The sequence below is a fragment of the Ensifer sp. EB106-03-01-XG145 genome (assembly GCF_058792075.1).
The window spans coordinates 105,684-124,656 of record NZ_JBYTEC010000013.1 but is presented as its reverse complement, the minus strand read 5'-3'; the positions used below and the strand labels follow the sequence as shown (position 1 = coordinate 124,656).

General features: G+C 63.5%; 16 protein-coding genes. 10 read left to right on the top strand and 6 right to left on the bottom strand.

The features are described from left to right. Positions 1-51 precede the first annotated feature (51 nt). The 3 genes from AC3WWH_RS25650 to AC3WWH_RS25640 are packed head-to-tail and all read right to left on the bottom strand — an operon-like array spanning position 52 to position 1,605. On the bottom strand, positions 52-387 hold the full coding sequence (locus AC3WWH_RS25650) for an SRPBCC family protein (protein WP_058321546.1): 336 nt from the start codon (positions 385-387) through the stop codon (positions 52-54). Continuing rightward, positions 384-746: an ArsR/SmtB family transcription factor gene (locus tag AC3WWH_RS25645; RefSeq protein ID WP_058321547.1), complete on the bottom strand. Its 363-nt coding sequence runs from the start codon at positions 744-746 to the stop codon at positions 384-386. The genes AC3WWH_RS25650 and AC3WWH_RS25645 overlap by 4 nt, the downstream gene beginning before the upstream one ends. Next, positions 739-1,605: a crotonase/enoyl-CoA hydratase family protein gene (locus AC3WWH_RS25640; protein ID WP_082640731.1), complete on the bottom strand. Its 867-nt coding sequence runs from the start codon at positions 1,603-1,605 to the stop codon at positions 739-741. Before AC3WWH_RS25640 ends, AC3WWH_RS25645 begins: the two co-directional genes overlap by 8 nt. A gap of 84 nt (positions 1,606-1,689) precedes the next feature. Between AC3WWH_RS25640 and AC3WWH_RS25635 the strand changes: the two genes are divergently transcribed. Together AC3WWH_RS25635 and AC3WWH_RS25630 are read left to right on the top strand one after the other, a co-directional pair. After that, the gene (locus AC3WWH_RS25635) at positions 1,690-2,304 is read left to right on the top strand and encodes a TetR/AcrR family transcriptional regulator (protein WP_058321548.1); all 615 of its coding nucleotides are present in this window, start codon (positions 1,690-1,692) and stop codon (positions 2,302-2,304) included. A 123-nt stretch (positions 2,305-2,427) separates the two neighbouring features. Beyond that, positions 2,428-2,778: a VOC family protein gene (locus AC3WWH_RS25630; protein ID WP_058321549.1), complete on the top strand. Its 351-nt coding sequence runs from the start codon at positions 2,428-2,430 to the stop codon at positions 2,776-2,778. 137 nt (positions 2,779-2,915) lie between these two features. Here AC3WWH_RS25630 and AC3WWH_RS25625 read toward each other — a convergent pair whose 3' ends face one another. Continuing rightward, on the bottom strand, positions 2,916-4,199 hold the full coding sequence (locus AC3WWH_RS25625; protein ID WP_058321550.1) for a cystathionine gamma-synthase family protein: 1,284 nt from the start codon (positions 4,197-4,199) through the stop codon (positions 2,916-2,918). A gap of 126 nt (positions 4,200-4,325) precedes the next feature. On the opposite strand from AC3WWH_RS25625, the gene AC3WWH_RS25620 reads away from it, so the two are divergent. From AC3WWH_RS25620 to AC3WWH_RS25610, 3 genes are all read left to right on the top strand, one after another. Beyond that, positions 4,326-4,784, top strand: coding sequence for an Lrp/AsnC family transcriptional regulator (locus AC3WWH_RS25620; protein WP_058321551.1), 459 nt, complete (start codon positions 4,326-4,328; stop codon positions 4,782-4,784). A gap of 223 nt (positions 4,785-5,007) precedes the next feature. Continuing rightward, positions 5,008-6,297: a mechanosensitive ion channel family protein gene (locus AC3WWH_RS25615; RefSeq protein WP_057253244.1), complete on the top strand. Its 1,290-nt coding sequence runs from the start codon at positions 5,008-5,010 to the stop codon at positions 6,295-6,297. Between the two features lie 145 nt (positions 6,298-6,442). Further along, positions 6,443-8,128, top strand: coding sequence for an alpha/beta hydrolase (locus AC3WWH_RS25610; protein WP_058321552.1), 1,686 nt, complete (start codon positions 6,443-6,445; stop codon positions 8,126-8,128). A gap of 59 nt (positions 8,129-8,187) precedes the next feature. Here the strand turns inward: AC3WWH_RS25610 and AC3WWH_RS25605 are convergent, their stop codons facing one another. Further along, complete coding sequence (locus AC3WWH_RS25605; RefSeq protein ID WP_058321553.1) at positions 8,188-9,057, bottom strand: LysR family transcriptional regulator; 870 nt, start codon at positions 9,055-9,057, stop codon at positions 8,188-8,190. 124 nt (positions 9,058-9,181) lie between these two features. On the opposite strand from AC3WWH_RS25605, the gene AC3WWH_RS25600 reads away from it, so the two are divergent. The 4 genes from AC3WWH_RS25600 to AC3WWH_RS25585 all read left to right on the top strand — a co-directional run bounded on the left by AC3WWH_RS25600 (position 9,182) and on the right by AC3WWH_RS25585 (position 17,731). Continuing rightward, positions 9,182-11,629, top strand: a complete 2,448-nt coding sequence (locus AC3WWH_RS25600; protein ID WP_058321554.1) for a GcvT family protein — start codon at positions 9,182-9,184, stop codon at positions 11,627-11,629. After that, complete coding sequence (locus AC3WWH_RS25595) at positions 11,626-14,073, top strand: GcvT family protein (RefSeq protein ID WP_058321555.1); 2,448 nt, start codon at positions 11,626-11,628, stop codon at positions 14,071-14,073. The genes AC3WWH_RS25600 and AC3WWH_RS25595 overlap by 4 nt, the downstream gene beginning before the upstream one ends. A 342-nt stretch (positions 14,074-14,415) precedes the next feature. Beyond that, complete coding sequence (locus tag AC3WWH_RS25590) at positions 14,416-15,960, top strand: trimethylamine methyltransferase family protein (protein WP_058321571.1); 1,545 nt, start codon at positions 14,416-14,418, stop codon at positions 15,958-15,960. Between the two features lie 538 nt (positions 15,961-16,498). Further along, positions 16,499-17,731 (top strand): aromatic ring-hydroxylating oxygenase subunit alpha, encoded by a 1,233-nt coding sequence (locus AC3WWH_RS25585; protein ID WP_058321556.1) that lies wholly within the window; start codon positions 16,499-16,501, stop codon positions 17,729-17,731. Positions 17,732-17,772: 41 nt separating this feature from the next. Here the strand turns inward: AC3WWH_RS25585 and AC3WWH_RS25580 are convergent, their stop codons facing one another. Next, a complete protein-coding gene (locus AC3WWH_RS25580) occupies positions 17,773-18,216 on the bottom strand; it encodes an Lrp/AsnC family transcriptional regulator (protein WP_093234395.1) in 444 nt (147 codons plus the stop codon). A gap of 114 nt (positions 18,217-18,330) precedes the next feature. On the opposite strand from AC3WWH_RS25580, the gene AC3WWH_RS25575 reads away from it, so the two are divergent. Then, complete coding sequence (locus AC3WWH_RS25575) at positions 18,331-18,915, top strand: cysteine hydrolase family protein (protein ID WP_058321558.1); 585 nt, start codon at positions 18,331-18,333, stop codon at positions 18,913-18,915. The last annotated feature ends 58 nt before the right edge of the window (positions 18,916-18,973 follow it).

Here is an 18,973-nt window from a genome sequence, read left to right as displayed (position 1 = left end):
CTGAGCGAGCGCTTTGATGCAGCCTCACTCTGCCAGAGCGCCGGCCGCTGTTCACTCCTCATGGGATCTATAGGCGAGCAGGCGCGGTGGCTCCCAGGCGAGCACATGCCCGTGCTTGCGAACCTCGTCGGCGTGATCGGCGTATTTTTTCGGCGGTCGATCATCCTCTGTCGTCAGTTCCGAATGGCGGAAGACGTGTTCGACCGCTGCCCCCTCGGAAGAGCCGATCGTTCCCGATGCCATCCAGAGCCGGCGCTTGTGTTCCTCTGTCAGATGGGACCAGACCCGCTCGATCGGGCCAGGAAGCAGGCGTTCGATGCGCACCGCATCGGGGGCGATGACGCGGCCGTAATCGGCGCTGGCAAAGGCTGTGGCGGGCGATGTCATGGCTTTTCCTCCGTATCGTTTTGAACAGTTGTGTCGTCGGCGAGAAGCAGCGCCTCAAGTGCGTCAATGCGCGTTCGCCAGAAGGCTTCGTAGTGGCGCATCCACTCCATACCTGCATGCATCGGCGCTGCATCGAGGCGGCATACATGCGTGCGTCCTTTCACTTCGCGGCGCACGAGACCTGCTCCTTCCAGCACCTTGATGTGCTTCGATGCCGCGGCCAGCGAGATCGAGAAGGGGGCCGCAAGCTCGCCGACCAGTCTCTCGCCTTGCGAAAGGTTCTGGAGCATGGCGCGGCGCGTCGGATCCGAAAGCGCGTGGAACACGGCATCGAGATGTTCGTTCTGATATTCAACCATGTTGTTGAATATCACTTCGATTGCGAAGATTGTCAACCGTTTGGTTGAATTTAGTAGTGGCGCGACCGTCGCGCGGCGGGTCGTCGTGGACGTGCCGTCGCTTCCAGGCGGCGAGCGCATCGGAGAGATCGTCGGTCGGCACCATCTGGGCGAACTGTTCGCTTTCCACCAGCAGCCCCTCTGCGATCGACATGTTGAGGCCGCGGGTGACGGCGGTGATGATCGAGCGGACGGCAAGCGGGGAATAGCCCATGATGCGGCTGGCCAGGTCGCGGGCGGCGGGCATCAGCTCCTCATGGGCGACGACGTGATTGACGAGCCCGATATCCCTAGCGCGTTCCGGCGAAAAATCCTCACCCGTCAACAGCAATTCGAGTGCGCGCTTGCGGCCGGCAAGCCGCGGCAGGCGCTGGGTGCCGCCGAAGGTCGGCGGCATGCCGAGCTTGATCTCCGGCTTGGCGAAGCGCGCCCGGTCACTGGCGATCGCCAGATGCACAGCCTCGGTGATCTCGCAGCCGCCGCCCAAGGCGATGCCGTTGACCGCGGCGATGACCGGCTTCGGAAAGGCTTCGAGCCGCGCCGTCAGAAGCTGGCCGCGGCGGACGAAATCGCGCACGGCCGGGTTTACGCCCGCAGCCACGCTTTCGGAGAACTCGTTGATATCGCCGCCGGCGGAGAAGGCGCGGTCGCCGGCGCCGGTGATGATCACCGCGCCGACAGCGTCGTTCACTTCGATCGTGTCGAGAAGGACCATGAGCCAGTCGATCAGCTCATAGTTCAGCGCGTTGAGTTTCTCCGGGCGGTTGAGGGTGAAGAGGGCGATCCCCTCGGAAATCTGCATCAGTACGGTCTTGGACATGGTCGCTCTCCGGCTAGGGTTGACGGGGAGAGGCTAGGTGAGTGAAGAATGCCATGTATATTCACTAGTAGGTATACTTGAGCGATGGCGAAGGCAGAGAAATCGACCCGGGATGTGATCGTCGAAGCGGCGGAAAAGCTCTTCTATGCGGAGGGTATCCGCGCCGTCAGCGTCGATGCCGTGGCCGAAGCGGCGGGCGTGACCAAACGCACCCTTTACTACCACTTCGAAAGCAAGAACGAGCTGATCGCCGCCTATCTCGAAGGCCGCGACCAGCCCAATCTCAAGCTTTTCCGGAAGTGGTTCGACACGGCCGAAGGGGAACTGGCCGCTAAGGCCGAGGCGATCTTCGTCAACCTGGCGCGGGCGGCACGTCACCCGAAGTGGAAGGGCTGCGGTTTCCTGCGCACTTCGGCGGAACTGGCCAACATGCCGGGCCATCCGGCAATCCGCATCGGTGCAGCCCACAAGAAGAAGTTTGAGGCGTGGATGGCCGAGACCTTTATCGAAGCCGGCATTGCCGAGCCGATCATGCTGGCGAAGCAGATCCTGCTTCTGCTCGACGGCAGCTTCGCCGTGGTGCTGCTGCACCGGGATGCCAGCTATATGGAAACGGCAGGCAAGGCGGCGGCGACACTGGTGCGCGTGGCGCTTGCCGGTGCGGGCCTGCGACCTCAGGCGGCGGTTGCTACACCCTGAGGCTGTCCGACGATTCCCTCTTCAATCAGGCACGTTTGGAAGGCAGTATGGCCGCATCGCCGTGAAAACCGACACCTGTGAGCGCAGAGCGCGCTCCGTTGCTCGCCGGATAAGGAAGAACCAATGACTGTCTTGCGTATCGTCTCCAATCTCCACGCCCCGGACCCACAGATGGCACAAGCCTTTTACGGCGACTTGTTGGAGCTCGACGTGGTGATGGATCATGGATGGATCCGGACCTTTGCGGCCAAGGGTGCTGCGGCGATGCCGCAACTGAGCGTCGCCAGCGAAGGCGGCAACAATACACCCGTGCCGGTGCTTTCGATCGAAGTGGACGACGTCGATCGAATTTACGCGCGCGCCAAGGCGGCAGGCGTGGAGATCGTCTACGACATCACCGATGAGCCCTGGGGCGTGCGCCGCTTCTTCATGCGCGACCCCTTCGGCAACATCGTGAACATTCTCTCGCACTAGGCAATTCCAGGAAAAGTGTGAAACGGTTTTCCGTCCGGAATTACGCCATTTCAAAGACTTAGATCATTTCACTGTTTCGGCGAAACAATGAAATGATCTGGGAGGCCGCCGGCTCGACCGGCGGCCGCGATATCGTGTCAGGCGACCGACAGGGCGTTTGAAAGATCGGCGACGAGATCATCCGGATGCTCGATGCCGATCGACAGGCGGATGGTCGACTCCAGTACGCCGATGCGGTGGCGCACCTCGATCGGCACGCCGGAATGGGTCATGGCCGCCGGGTGGCTTGCCAGCGATTCCGTGCCGCCGAGGCTGACGGCGAGCTTGAAGATCTGCAGCGCGTTGAGGAAACGGAATGCCGCGTCCTGGCCACCCGTGATGTCGAAGGAGAAGGTCGATCCGGCGCCGGTGCACTGCGCCCTGAAGGTGCGGCCAACCGGAGAATCCTCGTCATGGAAGGGCAGGTAGTGTATGCGCTCGACCTTCGGGTGCTCGCGCAGGAACTCGGCGACGACGCGGGCATTGTCGTCGGCCTTCTGCATGCGCACCGACAGCGTTTCCAGCGAACGGCCGAGCATCCAGCAGGAATGCGGATCGAGTTGGGTGCCGATCGCGCCGCGCAGCGCCTTTACCTGTTTCATCACCGCCTTCGAACCGAGAGCCGCACCGGCGATGAGGTCGGAATGGCCGCCGACATATTTGGTCAGTGAATAGAGCGAGATGTCGGCGCCGTGTTCGATCGGCCGCTGGAAGACCGGGCCGAGCAGCGTGTTGTCGCAGGCGACCACAGGGGTATGACCCTGCTTCTTGCCGATCTGATCGGCGACGCGGCGGATCATGGCAACATCGACGAGGCTGTTCGTCGGGTTTGCTGGTGTTTCTACGAGAATCACCGAGACGCGGCCCTTCGCCATCGCCTCTTCGGCGGCGGCGCTGACGGCTGCTTCATTGACTCCATCGGCAAAGCCGACGGCCGCAACACCAAGATTGAGGAAGGTTCTGGCAAGCAGCGTCTCGGTGCCGCCATAGAGCGGCTGGCTGTGCAGCACCGCGTCTCCGGGCTTGACGAAAGCGAGCAGGGTGGTGGCGATCGCCGACATGCCCGACGAGAACAGCGCGCAGCTCTCGGTGCGCTCGTAGACGGCGAGGCGGTCCTCGACGATCTCGCTGTTCGGATGGTTGAAGCGCGAATAGACGAGACCGGCGCCGACACCCGCTGGCGGTTCCCTCCGACCGGAAACGAAATCGAAGAAGTCGCGGCCTTCTTCGGCTGAGCGGAAGACGAAGGTCGAGGTCAGGAACACCGGCGGCTTGACGGCGCCCTCGGACAGTTCCGGATCGTAGCCATAGTTCAGCATCTGCGTTTCGGGATGCAGCTTGTGGTTTCCGATGTGGGTCTTGGAGGGATGCGGTGCGGTCATGACTTGTCTCCTGAAGGGAAGCGGACTCGACTGACTGGCAAATTATATCAGATGCTTGGACCGATCCTTGCTATTTCCGGCTCGATGTCTTTGAGTTGCGCAAAGATTTGGCTGAGTTGGAAAGATATGGCGCAGAAAATTGCCGACGAGACGGATCGCAGGATTTTGAAGGAGCTGGTGGCGGACGCGCGCCTCACCAACAACGAGCTTGCCGAGCGCGTGGGGCTCTCGGCTTCGCCATGTCTCCGCCGCCTGCGGCGGCTGGAGGAGACCGGTGTGATCCGCGGCTATACGGCGCTGATCGATCCGTCGATCGACGGCTGGACGATGACCGCAATTGCCACCGTCAGGCTCAGCCGCCAGCATGAAGATGAGATCGTGATGTTCGAGGAGGCGGTGCGCGGCTGGGACGAAGTGCTCGAATGCCATCTGGTGACCGGCTCGCGCGACTATGTGCTGAAGGTGATGAGTGCCGGGCTCGAGCACTACGAGCGCTTTATCAAGGAAAAGATCGCGCGGCTCAAATGCGTCGCCTCGATCGAAACGAGCTTCGTCATGAACACGATCAAGGAGCGGCGGGTCTAGCGTCCATCCGGCAATAAGCTTTTGAAGATGCTAGCTTTATTCCGAGCCTGCCACGATTTGCAGGTGCGACGGATCTTGCGAGGCATCCGAATTCAAGGGGGATCGACGCACCGGCTTCGGGTGGCGGCATTGAAAGTGTCAAGGATGCCCTAGATTCAAAGGATTAGGGCGTCCCCCCCAAAAAAACGCTCGGTCGGACGCTTGGTTCTCTCGGAGAGAGACGATGGATTTCGCAGAAGCGTTCGACGCCGTCGCTTCCTCGTCGCGGACGGTCCTTTTGAACGAGTGGACGTATTATCAGATCGCCATCATCGTTGCCGGCTACCTGATCTGCGGCGCGCTGGCAAAGCGGATAGAGCCGCTGGTCGAAGCCCGCGCCCGCCTGATCAAGGGCAATCCGGACCTGCTGCGCGTCATCATCGCCTTCATGCGGCGGCTGCGCTGGCTCTTCCTGATCGTGTGGCTCTGGATCGCCGATGGGATGATATTGCGTTTCGGTTGGCCGTCGTATCGCTGGCTGGTGGCGACTGCGCTGACCCTGACGGCCGCCTGGTTCGTGATTTCCGTGCTCACCCGCATCATCCGCAACCAGACGCTGGCGCGCGTCACCGCCGTCGTGGGCTGGATCTATTTTGCGCTTTATGCGGTCGGGCTGGACCGGGTGATCCTGACGACCCTTGATGGCGTTGCCGTCAACCTCGGTGCCGTTCGTCTGTCGCTGCTGCTCGTCCTGAAGGCTGTCGTGCTTTCGTCCGCGCTGATCTGGCTTGCCGTGCTGTTGGGCAACGTCTCGGCGCACTGGATCCAGCGGTCGGCAGAACTCACGCCGTCCTTCAAGGTGCTGATAAGCAAATTGGTCAAGATCGTGCTGATCGGCTTTGCCGGTGCGATCGCGCTGTCCGCGACCGGTATCGACCTGACCGCGCTGACGGTCTTTTCCGGGGCGGTCGGCGTCGGCATCGGCTTTGGTTTGCAGAAGGTGGTCTCCAACTTCATTTCCGGCATCATCATCCTGCTCGACAAATCCATCAAACCGGGCGACACGATCACGCTTGGGGATACCTTCGGTTCCGTGCGCGACCTGCGTTCCCGCTTCGTCTCCGTCATCACCAGGGACGGCAAGGAATACCTCATTCCGAACGAGGACTTCATTTCGCAGCAGGTCGTGAACTGGTCGTTCTCCAGCGACTTCGTCCGCATCGAGGTCAGTTTCGGCACTTCCTATGACAGCGATCCGCACGAGGTGGCGCGCATTGCCATCGCGGCTGCCAAATCGATCCCACGGGTTGCGAGCGGCCACGCGGAGCCGGTCTGCTGGATGACCGGCTTCGGCGCATCGTCACTCGATTTCAAGCTCAGGTTCTGGATCTCCGATCCGAGCAACGGGCTGACCAACATTCGCGGCCAGGTGATGATGGCGCTGTGGGACGCCTTCAAGGTGGCCGGTATTTCGATCCCGTTCCCGCACCGCGAAATCATCATGAAGACACCGATCGAGGTGACCCGGGCGTGAGGGGTGCGACCGTCAGAGTCCAGCTTGCGTCCGTGCGTCTTCCGGTTGCGGCAATTGACTGGACACGTCGGGGAAGCGACATTGCCGCCGGCGGAACGGCCTATGGTCTTCCGGTGACAGTGTCAGCATGAGGGGGCCCGACGCCATGGAACATCTTCAACAGACGCCGCTGTCGAGGTTGCCGGTGCCGCGGTTTCTCTCGACGCTGCTCGCATCGTTTTCGACCACTGGGCTGATCGTCGGCGTCTTCTTCTTTGCGATGTCGCTGACGCCGAGCCTCATCCCGCGCCCCTATGTGGTCCAGGCGGTGATCTCGGGCCTGTCGCTTGGCGCCGGCTATGCGATCGGCGTGTTGCTGCGCTGGGTTTGGTCGCTGCTCGACCTGCCGGAGATCCGCGGGCGCACCGGGCTCACGGTGAAGGTGCTGGCCGCTGTCGGCTGCACCGCCGTTGCACTCGCCTTCCTCTGGCGCACGGCCTATTGGCAGAACACGGTGCGTCAGATCATGGGACTTGATCCGGTCGAAAGCGCCGAGCCGTTCAAGCTCGGGCTGATCGCGGCGCTTGTCTTCGTCGCCGTCGTGCTGCTGGCGCGCCTGTTCCGGCTGACCTTCCGGTTTCTCACCCGTCGTTTCGAACATGTGCTGACGCGGCCGCTGGCGAAGGTCGCCGGCGTGATTGCGGCGCTGGCGCTGTTCTGGTCGGCCGCCGATGGCGTCATCTTTCGCTATGCGCTGCATGCGGCCGACAGCTCGTTCCAGCGGCTCGACGCGTTGATCGACCCCGACTTAGCCCCACCCACCGATCCCTTGAAGACGGGCAGCAGGGCGTCGCTGATGACCTGGGACGAGCTCGGCCGCCAAGGACGCCAGTTCATCGCCTCCGGGCCGGCGGCAAAGGACATCGGCGCCTTCTTCGGCGGCGAGGCGAAGGAGCCCTTGCGCGTCTATGCCGGCCTCAATTCGGCTGAAACCGCCAAGGAACGGGCGAAGCTGGCGCTGGAGGAACTGAAACGCGTCGGCGGTTTCGAACGCACCAATCTACTGATCGTGGTGCCGACCGGCACCGGCTGGATCGACCCGCCGGGGCTTGATTCGCTCGAATATCTCCTGAAGGGCGATGTCGCCAGCGTCGCGGTGCAGTACTCCTACCTGACGAGCTGGCTGTCGCTGCTGGTCGAGCCGGAATACGGTGCCGAGACCGCCGATGCGCTGTTCGATTCGGTCTATGGCTACTGGACGACGCTACCGAAAGACCGGCGGCCGAAGCTCTATCTCTATGGCCTCAGCCTCGGTTCGATGAACTCGCAGGGCTCGGTCGATCCCTTCGACATCATCAGCGATCCGTTCCAGGGCGCGCTCTGGGTCGGCTCGCCTTTCCCGACCAAGACCTGGCTGCAGATCACGCGAAATCGCAATCCAGGCTCACCCGAATGGCGGCCGCTCTATCGCGACGGTTCGGTGATCCGCTTCACCAACCAGGAAAATGCGCTGAATATCCCGGGGGCCCAGTGGGGCAATGTCCGCATCGTCTACCTGCAATATGCCAGCGACCCGATCACCTTCTTCGATCCCCATTCCTTCTACCGCGAGCCGGACTGGATGAAGGCGCCGCGCGGTGCGGACGTCTCGCCGGCGCTCCGGTGGTTCCCGGTCGTCACCATGTTCCAGCTGCTCGCCGACATGGCGCTCGCGACGACCTCGCCGATCGGCTACGGCCACGTCTACGCACCCGAGCACTATATCGACGCCTGGATGCAGGTGGTTGCGCCGCTTGGTGTCACCGAGGCGGATGCCGAGCGGCTGAAAGGGCTGCTCAAGGGCCGTTACTAGGTCTTTGAAACGACGCGCTTCCGGACGGAAAACCGTTTCGCACTTTTCCTGGAATTGCTTTAAGGCCCGCTCGGCACAGGCAACGTCGAAAGCAGCACGCCCATGGCGCCGATGATCTTGCGGTGCTGGTGCGCGTGGCGTGTTCGAAGGCTCGTTGCGGCATAGACGGTCTGGGCGATGACCGGCGCATCCTGAACGCGAAACGCAAATCCGTCCGCGGCGAGCCGCTCCGCAGTTGCCGCCGTCACATAGGCCGCGCCGCCAAGGGCGGCGAGCAGCCGGGTGATCGCCATGTTCTGGCCGGCCGAAAGCAGGGCTGCGGAAAGGTGCGGCAGGGCCAGCCGGTGGGCACGGTCGAAGGTCGGCGAATAGCTTGCGCGGATATAGTTCTCGGAAGGGACCTCGGCCAGTTCGCGCGCCTCGGTGCTGACCAGCACGTAATGCAGATCGCCGATCCGTTCGTAATAGAGATCGGGCAGGTAGTGGGGCGTGTAGAGGATCGCAAGATCGAGGTCGCCGGCGCCGAGATCGCGGTTCATCTGGTTGGAATAATCGGCCTCCATATAGACCTCGGTGCCAGGCAGGTCCTGCCGAATTGCCGCCATCCATTCGCCGGCGAAGGCCTCGGCCAGGTCGTGCTGGATACCGAGGCGCATGGAACGCTCCAGCGCACCGGCGCTGGTGACCGCGCGTGTTGCCTCATGCCACTGGTTTTGCAGCGCTTTTGCATAGTCGAGGAAGCGCAGGCCGGCGGCGGTCGGCACCGTTCCGCCTTTGTTGCGGGTAAAGAGCTTGCGGTTGAACTGGGCTTCGAGCGCCTTGACCCTATGAGAGACGGTCGACTGGGTGATGTTCAGCCGCTCGGCGGTGCGGTTGAAGGAGCGGCTTTCCATCAGGTCGAGAAAGGTTTCGATCAGTTCCACCTGCATGCCATGCGCTCCCTTTGCAATCGCTTCAATCTAATCGAATTTGTCGATCAATAAAGCCTGTTTCCGTCGCTTGATGGCGCCCTGCTTCCCCGGCAAGAATTCCGCCAAAACGAGGGAACTATTGATGTCGAATTTGCCGTCGCACGCACGGGTCGTGATCATCGGTGGGGGAGCGATCGGCGCTTCCTCGCTCTACCATCTTGCCAAGGCCGGCTGGACCGATTGCGTGCTTCTGGAAAAGAACGAGCTGACGGCGGGCTCGACCTGGCATGCGGCCGGCAACGTGCCGACGTTTTCGTCCTCCTGGTCGATCATGAACATGCAGCGCTACTCGGCATCGCTCTATCGCGACCTCGGCGCACTCGTCGATTATCCGATGAACTATCACGTCACCGGCTCGATCCGGCTCGGCCACTCCAAGGAGCGCCTCCAGGAGTTCAAGCGCGTCGTCGGCATGGGCCGCTACCAGGGCATGGATCTCGATATCCTCTCGCCCGACGAGATGCGCGCCCGCTACCCGTTCCTCGAAACGCACGAGCTGACCGGTGCGCTCTACGACCCCTATGACGGCGACATCGACCCGGCGCAGCTGACGCAGGCGCTGGCCAAGGGCGCGCGCGACATGGGCGCAAAGATCATCCGCTTCTGTCCCGTGACCGGCGCGCGCCGCGAAAATGACGAGTGGGTGATCTCGACGCCGCAGGGCGAGATCCGCTGCGAATACGTCGTCAACGCCGCCGGCTACTATGCCCGCGAGGTCGGCAAGATGTTCGGCCGCGAGGTGCCAATGATGGTGATGAGCCATCAGTACATCCTGTTCGACGAGATCCCGGAGCTGGCCGCCTGGTCGAAGGAGGCCGGCCACAAGCTGCCGCTTCTGCGTGACGTCGACAGCTCCTACTATCTCCGCCAGGAGAAGAACGGCATGAACCTCGGGCCTTACGAGCGCAACTGCCGCGCTCACTGGGTAACGCCTGATGATCCGATGCCGGAGGATTTCTCCTTCCAGCTTTTCCCCGACGATCTCGACCGGCTGGAATGGTACCTGAACGACGCGGTCGAGCGCGTGCCGATCCTCGGCACGGCCGGGCTGTCGCGGATCATCAACGGCCCGATCCCCTATGCACCCGACGGCAACCCGCTGATCGGCCCAATGCCGGGCGTGCCCAATGCGTTTGAGGCTTGCGTCTTTACCTTCGGCATCTGTCAGGCCGGCGGCGCCGGCAAGGTACTGGCCGAATGGATCACCGAGGGCCAGACGGAGTGGGACATGTGGTCCTGCGACCCACGCCGTTACACCGACTATACCGACCAGGACTATTGTATCGCCAAGGGCATGGAGATCTACGGCCACGAGTACGCGATGCATTTCCCGAAACACTATTGGGCGGCAGGCCGCGGCAAGAAGTTGTCACCGATCCACGACCGGATCCAGGCACTCGGTGCGCAGTTCAAGCCCTATAACGGCTGGGAGCGCGCCATGTGGTACGCCAAACCCGGCGACGACACCTCTGAAGGTGCGACGCAGACCTGGGGTCGCGCGGGGCCGTGGGCGAAGCGCATCGAGGAGGAGTGTCTGGCCGTGCGCGATGCCGCCGGCATTCTCGATTTGCCGGGCTTCTCGCGCTTCCGGGTGAAGGGCGAGGGGGCGACCGCGTGGCTTTCGGGCCTCATCACCGGGCGCGTGCCGAAGCCGGGTCGTATCGGCCTTGCCTATTTCGCGGACGACAAGGGCCGGATCGTCACCGAAATGTCGGTCATGATGATTGACGAGGACTTCTTCTTCCTGATCACCGCCGCAACGGCGCAGTGGCACGATTTCGAGTGGCTGACGAAGCACCGGCCGGCCAATGCCGCCTTCACCATCGACGATGTCACCAAGTCCTTCTCCTGCCAGATCCTGACCGGGCCGAAGTCGCGCGCGATCCTCGCCGAGGTCAGCGAGGCCGATCTCGTCAAGGGCTGGCTCACGCACCAGACGGCGCAAATCGCCGGCCGCTATTGCCAACTCGTGCGCGTCTCCTTTGCCGGCGAGCTCGGCTGGGAAATCCACACCAAGGTCGAGGATACGGCTGTCATCTTCGACGCCGTCTGGGCCGCGGGCCAGAAACACGGCCTGAAGCCATTCGGCATGGAGGCGCTCGATAGCCTGCGCATCGAGAAGGGCTACCGCGCCTGGAAGGGCGATCTTTCGACCGATTACACCATCCTTCAGAGCGGGCTGGAGCGCTTCGTCGACTGGGCCAAGCCCGGTTTCAAGGGCAAGGCGGCGCTGGAACGGGAGAAGCAGCAGGGCGTCAGCAAGCGCTTCGTCACCCTGACGGTCGCCGCCGACGGCTGCGACGCGCCATATATGTCGACGCTCTGGTCCGACGGCCAGGTGGTCGGCGAGACGACCTCGGGCAACTGGGGCTACCGCGTTGGCAAGTCGATTGCGCTCGGCATGCTGCGCGCCGATCTCGCCGTGCCCGGCAAGGAAATCGAGGTCGAGATCTTCGGCGACCGCTTCAAGGCGACAGTCGAGGCGGACCAGCCGCTCTGGGATCCCTCCAATGAAAGACTGCGCGCATGAGCAAGCCCATTCCCTCGAAAGCCCGTGCAGTCATCATCGGCGGCGGCGTTTCCGGCTGTTCGGTCGCCTATCATTTGGCCAAGCTCGGCTGGACCGACGTGGTGCTCTTGGAGCGCAAGCAACTGACCTCGGGCACCACGTGGCATGCGGCCGGCCTGATCGGCCAGCTGCGTGCCTCGCAGAACATGACGCGGCTCGCGAAATACTCGGCCGACCTCTACGTCAAGCTCGAGGCCGAAACCGGCATTTCCACCGGCATGCGCCAGAACGGCTCGATCACCGTGGCGCTGACCGAGGAGCGCAAGGAAGAGATCTATCGCCAGGCCTCGCTCGCCCGAGCGTTCAACGTCGACGTCCGAGAGATCACGCCTGATGAGGTGAAGGCGATGTATCCGCACCTCAACACCTCTGACGTGAAGGCGGCGGTGCATCTGCCGCTCGACGGCCAGTGCGATCCGGCCAACATCGCCATGGCGCTCGCCAAGGGCGCGCGGCAGAACGGCGCGACGATCATCGAGGGCGTCAAGGTCACGGCCGTGCTGAAGAAGGATGGTCGGGTGACCGGCGTCACCTGCGAGCAGAACGGCGAGACATATACGATCGAGACGGATCATGTCGTCAACTGTGCGGGCATGTGGGGCCGGGAGTTCGCCCGCCAGGCCGGCGTCACCGTGCCGCTGCATGCCTGCGAGCACTTCTACATCGTCACCGAGGCAATCCCGGAGCTCAAGCGCCTGCCGGTGCTGCGCGTGCCCGACGAGTGCACCTACTACAAGGAAGACGCCGGCAAGATGCTGATCGGCGCCTTCGAGCTCAAGGCCAAGCCCTGGGGCATGGACGGCATCCGCGAGGATTTCTGCTTCGACCAGCTGCCTGACGATTTCGACCACTTCGCGCCGATCCTGGAGATGGCGGTCAACCGCATGCCGATGCTGGAAACGGCGGGCATCCATACGTTCTTCAACGGCCCCGAAAGCTTCACGCCCGACGACCGCTACTATCTCGGCGAAGCGCCCGAAGTGAAGGGCTATTGGGTGGCGGCCGGCTACAATTCGATCGGCATCGTTTCCTCCGGCGGCGCCGGCATGGCGCTCGCCCAATGGATGAACGACGGCGAGCCGCCCTTCGATCTCTGGGAAGTGGATATCCGCCGGGCGCAGCCGTTCCAGAAGAACCGCGCCTATCTCAAAGATCGCGTCTCCGAGACGCTCGGTCTGCTCTATGCCGATCACTTCCCCTATCGCCAGACGGCAACGGCCCGCGGCGTGCGCCGCTCGCCGCTGCATGAGCATCTGAAGGCCCGCGGCGCCGTCTTCGGCGAAGTCGCGGGATGGGAGCGTGCCAACTGGTTCGCCAAGGAAGGCCAGGAGCGCGAGTACCGCTATTCCTGGAAGCGGCAGAACTGGTTCGAAAACCAGAAGGCCGAGCATCTGGCCGTGCGCAACGGCGTCGGCCTGTTCGACATGACCTCCTTCGGCAAGATCCGGGTGGAGGGGCGCGATGCGCTTTCCTTCCTGCAGCGGCTCTGCGCCAACGAGATGAATGTCGAGCCCGGCCGCATCGTTTACACCCAGATGCTCAACGCCCGCGGCGGCATCGAGAGCGATCTGACGGTGACGCGTCTGTCGGAGACCGCCTTCCTGCTGGTCGTGCCCGGCGCCACGCTGCAGCGCGATCTTGCCTGGCTGCGCAAGCATCTTGCCGACGAATTCGTCGTCATCACCGATGTCGGCGCCGGCGAAAGCGTGCTTTGCGTCATGGGGCCGAAGGCGCGGGAGCTGATGCAGAAGGTAAGCCCGAACGATTTCTCCAACGCAGCCCATCCCTTCGGGACGGCACGTGAGATCGAGGTCGGCATGGGGCTCGCCCGTGCGCATCGCGTCACCTATGTCGGCGAACTCGGCTGGGAGCTCTATGTCTCGACCGACCAGACGGCGCATGTGTTCGAGGCGCTGGAGGTAGCGGGGCAGGATCTGGGCCTTAAGCTTTGCGGCATCCATACGCTCGACAGCTGCCGCATCGAAAAGGCCTTCCGCCATTTCGGCCACGACATCACCGACGAGGACCATGTGCTCGAAGCCGGGCTCGGCTTCGCAGTCAAAGCCGACAAGGGCGATTTCATCGGCCGCGAGGCGGTGCTGGCCAAGCACAATCGCGGGCTCTCGCGCCGGCTGGTGCAATTCCGTCTCGCCGATCCGGAGCCGCTGCTCTTCCACAACGAGGCGATCGTCCGTGACGGCAAGATCGTCGGCACGATCACCTCTGGCAATTACGGCCACCACCTCGGCGGCGCGATCGGCCTCGGCTACGTGCCTTCGGAAGGCGAGAGCGACAAGGACGTGCTCGGCTCGCATTTCGAGATCGAGATCGCCGGGACGCGGGTTGCTGCGGAGGCGTCGTTGAAGCCGATGTACGATCCGCGCTCCGAGCGGGTGCGGATGTAGGTCAGGCGTTTGGGACTGGCGTCGGGCATCGTGTTCGGTGCTTGAGGATTGCCCGTCATCCGCCTGCCGGCACCTTCTCCCCGTTCTGACGGGGAGAAGGGACGCGTGGCACCGGGCTCGTTCCTCTCTACGCAGGCGGGGAAAGGGGCAGGGGACGGACGAGGCGGGCGCAGAAGACAGATAATCCTCTTCCTCATGAACGGTGAGGAGGGGAACGAGCGGAAGCAGCAAGTCCCTTCTCCCCGTCAAAACGGGGAGAAGGTGCCGGCAGGCGGATGAGGGGCTTTAACCTCACCGCGCGAATGAGGGGGCGAGGACACACCCGCCCATTGGGAGATGATGATGGCTGACGATTGCGCAGTTGCGGCTTCGAGACGGTCCGGCGGGCGGGCGGCGCGGGTGGCGCTGCGTTCGGCGCCGCTGGCCGAAAACATCCGGCCGGTGCGTCCCGGCCTTTCCGGCGGGCAATACAAGCCGCTGACCGATGCCGGCGTGAAGCGCATCCATGAGGCGGCGCTCGATGCGCTCGAACAGATCGGGCTCGCCAACGCGCCGAAATCGGGCATCGAGATCATGACCGCCGCAGGCGCCATTCTCGGCGATGACGGGCGTCTCCGCTTCCCGCGCGCCCTGGTCGAGGACATGCTTTCGATCGCCGCGCGCGACATCACGCTTTATGCCCGCGATCCGAAGCAGGATCTCGAGCTCACCGGCACCCGCGTTTACTACGGCACCGCCGGCGCGGCCGTGCATATCGTCGACGTCGAGAAGCGCGAATATCGCGAATCCACCGCCAAGGACCTATTGAACGCCGCACAGCTCGTCCACCATCTCGACAACGTGCACTTCTTCCAGCGCGCCATGGTCTGCCGGGATGTGGCCGACAACTTCCTGATGGACGTCAACACGCTCTATGCCTGCTGCGCCGGCACGACGAAGCATGTCGGCACGAGCTTCTCCGATCCCTCGCATGTCGATGGCTGCTTCGATCTCATCCACATGATTGCCGGCGGCGAGGACAAGTGGCGGGCGCGGCCCTTCGTTTCCAACTCGAACTGCTTCGTCGTGCCGCCGATGAAGTTTGCCGAGGAAAGCTGCATCACCATGGAGAAGTGCATCCGTGCCGGCATGCCGATCCTGCTGCTTTCGGCTGGGCAGGCGGGGGCGACGGCGCCGGCGCCGCTTGCGACCGCAATCGTGCAGGCGGTCGCCGAGTGCCTGGCGGGTGTCGTCTATGTCAATGCCATGTCGCCGGGCCATCCCGCGGTCTTCGGCACCTGGCCCTTCGTTTCGGACTTGAGAACCGGGGCAATGTCCGGCGGCTCCGGCGAACAGGCGCTGCTGACGGCCGGCTGCGCACAGATGCACCAGTTCTACCGCCTGCCCGGTGGGGCCGCTGCCGGCATTGCCGACGCCAAGCTGCCTGATATGCAGGCCGGCTGGGAGCAGGCGATCTCCAATGTCATGGCCGGGCTTTCCGGCCTCAACATGGTCTATGAGGCCGTCGGCATGCATGCCTCGCTGCTCGGCTTCTGCCTGGAGTCGCTGGTGCTCGGCGACGATCTGCTTGGCCAGGTGCAGCGCTGCATCCGCGGCATCGACGTGACGGAGGATTCGGTCTCGCTCGAAACCATGCGCTCGGTCTGCCTCGATGGCCCCGGTCACTATCTCGGCCATCCGCAGACGCTTGGGCTGATGCAGACGGAATACATCTATCCGGCGGTCGCCGATCGCACGAGCCCGAAGGAATGGGTCGAGATCGGCCGCCCCGATCTGGTGGCGCGGGCGATCGAGAGGAAAAACCGCATTCTGGCCGAAGCAGCCCCTTCGGTGATCGCGCCGGATATCGATCGGGCGATCAGGGAGAGGTTCCAGATCTTCTGCTGAGTTTAGCTCTCCGCCCCGGTCGCGGGGCGGGGGCAGCGGGGGCCAGGTCTGGCCGATCCGTCATCTACAGATTGCAAGGACTACGTCGAGCTGAGGTATCGCCGAAGTTCGCGAGCGATGGCGTTTGCATTGGGGACGGAGGCGTAGGTGCTTGAAGCTGCCCCTCGTTCGCGTGGTGGGGGAAGCGCCCCTCATCCGGCCTGCCGGCCACCTTCTCCCCGTTCTGACGGGGAGAAGGAGACGCCTGGCCAGCCCCAAGCCTCAGGCGGCGAGGCGAGAGGAGGCGGCGCCTTTCGACGTCGCGCTCCAAGAGAGCAGACGAGGGAAGGGAAACGCGCCGCGATGCTGGCGCGGACCTGGGCGGGGCGGATGTCCTGGCGCAAACGGCTACTTTCCCCTCTCCCGGCGCGCGGGGAGAGGGTCAGGGTGAGGGGCGGATCTCGCGCCAACGGCAGAGGGCGCGCCATCCGGTGCCCGATGAAATTTACACGCGCGCCGGAACGCGGTCCTTCCGGTCCAATTGTTGGAGTTCAACCCCATGCTCGTTTCGGAGCTCAAGACTACGACTGTCACCGGCGACCGCATCGACCAGTTGATTGCCGCCCATCGTCCCGGCCATGGGTTGGCGCGCGCCTTCTATCTCGACCCGGAGATTTATGAACGCGATCTTGAGCGCCTCTTCCGCCGCCATTGGCACTGCGTGGCGCACGAGAGCGCGATCCCGAACGCCAATGACTTCGAGGTGTTCCGCATGGCCTCCGAGCAGGTGATCGTCACCCGCACGGCCAGTGGCGAGATCCACGCGATGCTCAATGTCTGCCGCCATCGCGGCGCCGAGGTCTGCGCCAAGAACAAGGGCAATGCCCGCGCCTTCGTCTGCCCTTACCATGCCTGGACCTATGGCAATGACGGCGCGCTGAAGGCGGCGCGGTTGATGCCGAAGGATTTCCGGCGCGAAGACCATGGGCTGAAGAAGCTCCATGTGCGTGTCATCGAAGGGCTGATCTTCATCTCATTCGCCGACCAGCCGCTCGATTTCAGCGATGTCGAGCATCTCCTGCACGCGACCTGCGGGCAATATGGCTGGGGGTCGGCCAAGATCGCCCATCGCCAGACCTATCCGGTCGATGCCAACTGGAAGCTCGCGGTCGAGAACTATGTCGAGTGCTATCACTGCGGCCCCGCGCATCCGGAATACTCGCAGACACACGCGCTGGAACAGCCGCTGCATATGATCGAGGAGCTGAACGCCCGCATGGAGGCGCGCACCTGCGAACTCGGCATCGAGGTCGGCTCCGGCAACCATTGGCAGACATCTGTCACGGGGAAGGAGGCGGTGCACGCCTTCCGCTATCCGCTCTATGACGGCGCCAAGACCGGCAGCAAGGACGGCCAGGCGCTGAGCCGGCTCATGGGGCGTTTCAGCGATTTCGACGGCGGCGTCACCTCGATCCACTTGGGCGGCACCACTTTCCTCGTCTGCTACCCCGATCACGGCATGATCTACCGTTTCATCCCGAAGACGGCGGAGACCTCGGAGATGGAGCTGATCTGGCTGGTCGACGGCGAGGCCGAGGCGGGGCGGGACTACGATCTGGAAAAGTTGACGTGGCTGTGGAAGGTGACGACCGAGGAAGACAAGGCGATCATCGAGCACACGTCGCGCGGCGTGCGCTCGCACTATTTCGTGCCGGGTCCGATCGCGCCGATGGAGCATAACGAGCTTCGCTACATCAACTGGTATCTCGACGAGATCAGCCGACCGGTCTGATCCATATCATCAACCGAGTGGGACGGCCGAGGCCGTCCCACCTAATCTCTGCGATCGAAATGGGTCCGGAGCGCCACATGCGTCTGCACAGTGGCGATACCCGGGATCAGGGAAATCTGCCGGCGGATCGTGTCGAGGTCGCCGTTCGTAGCGCATTCGACGAGCACCATCAGATCGGTGGAGCCGGCGAGCGACCAGCATGTGACGACCGGCGACATGGCGGAAAGGTGCGGCACGATGTGGTCGCAATTCTTGCTGGACTGGAACGTGATGGCGACCAAGGCCCTGACCGTCGGGTTCTTGTCCTCGACGCCGAGACGGATCGTGTAGCCGGCGACGACGCCCTTGGCTTCGAGGCGCCGCAGACGCTCGTGCACGCCGCTGCGCGAGAGGCCGGCATGTCGGGCGAGCGCCACCAGGCTCTGGCGTGAATCCTGGCGAAGCGCCGCCAGTAGCAGCCGATCCTTGTCGTCGAGTTCCGTCAAATTGTATCTCCTTTTGCGCGAATTCCGGACGTTTGTCCGGTTTGGCGCCATCTTGTCCAGTGAAACCGGACGGTAGGACAGGTAGCTTCCTTCTCGCAACGAAGGAGCTTTGCCATGAAAATACCAGTCGTGCCCGACAATGCCGTGCTGCTGCCGATCGACATGCAGCAGGCTTTCGACAGCGCCCCCTGGCCGCGCCGATGGAATGCCGATATCGACCGGAACGGTCTCACCCTGCTTGCCGCCTGGCGCGCGGCCGGCCGGCCGGTGATCCATGTCCGCCATGACAGCGTCATGCCGGGCTCGACGCTTGGAGCCGGTGCACCCGGCAACGCCTTCCGGCCCGGCTTCGAGCCGCAGGCCGGCGAACCACTCGTCACCAAGAGCGTCAACGCGGCCTTCATCGGTACCGATCTCGACCTCAGGCTTCGGCGTCTTGGCGTCGATACAGTCGTTACCTTCGGCATCTCGACCGACATGTGTGTCTCCACCTCGGTGCGCGTTGGCGCCAATCTCGGCTACCGCATGATCCTCGTCGAGGATGCGTGCGATTGCTTCGACCAGCCGGATGGAGATGGAACGGTAATCGCGGCCCGGGATGTCCACCGGGCCCATGTCGCGACCTTGCGCGCCGAGTTCGCCGAGGTGACGACGACGGTTGCCTTCGTCGAAGCCCTACGCCGTCCGGACGCCGCCTAGAGTGTCCCACTCTCCTGTCGAATCGCTGAGCGCGCGCTGTTTACAAGCGATTCCTGAT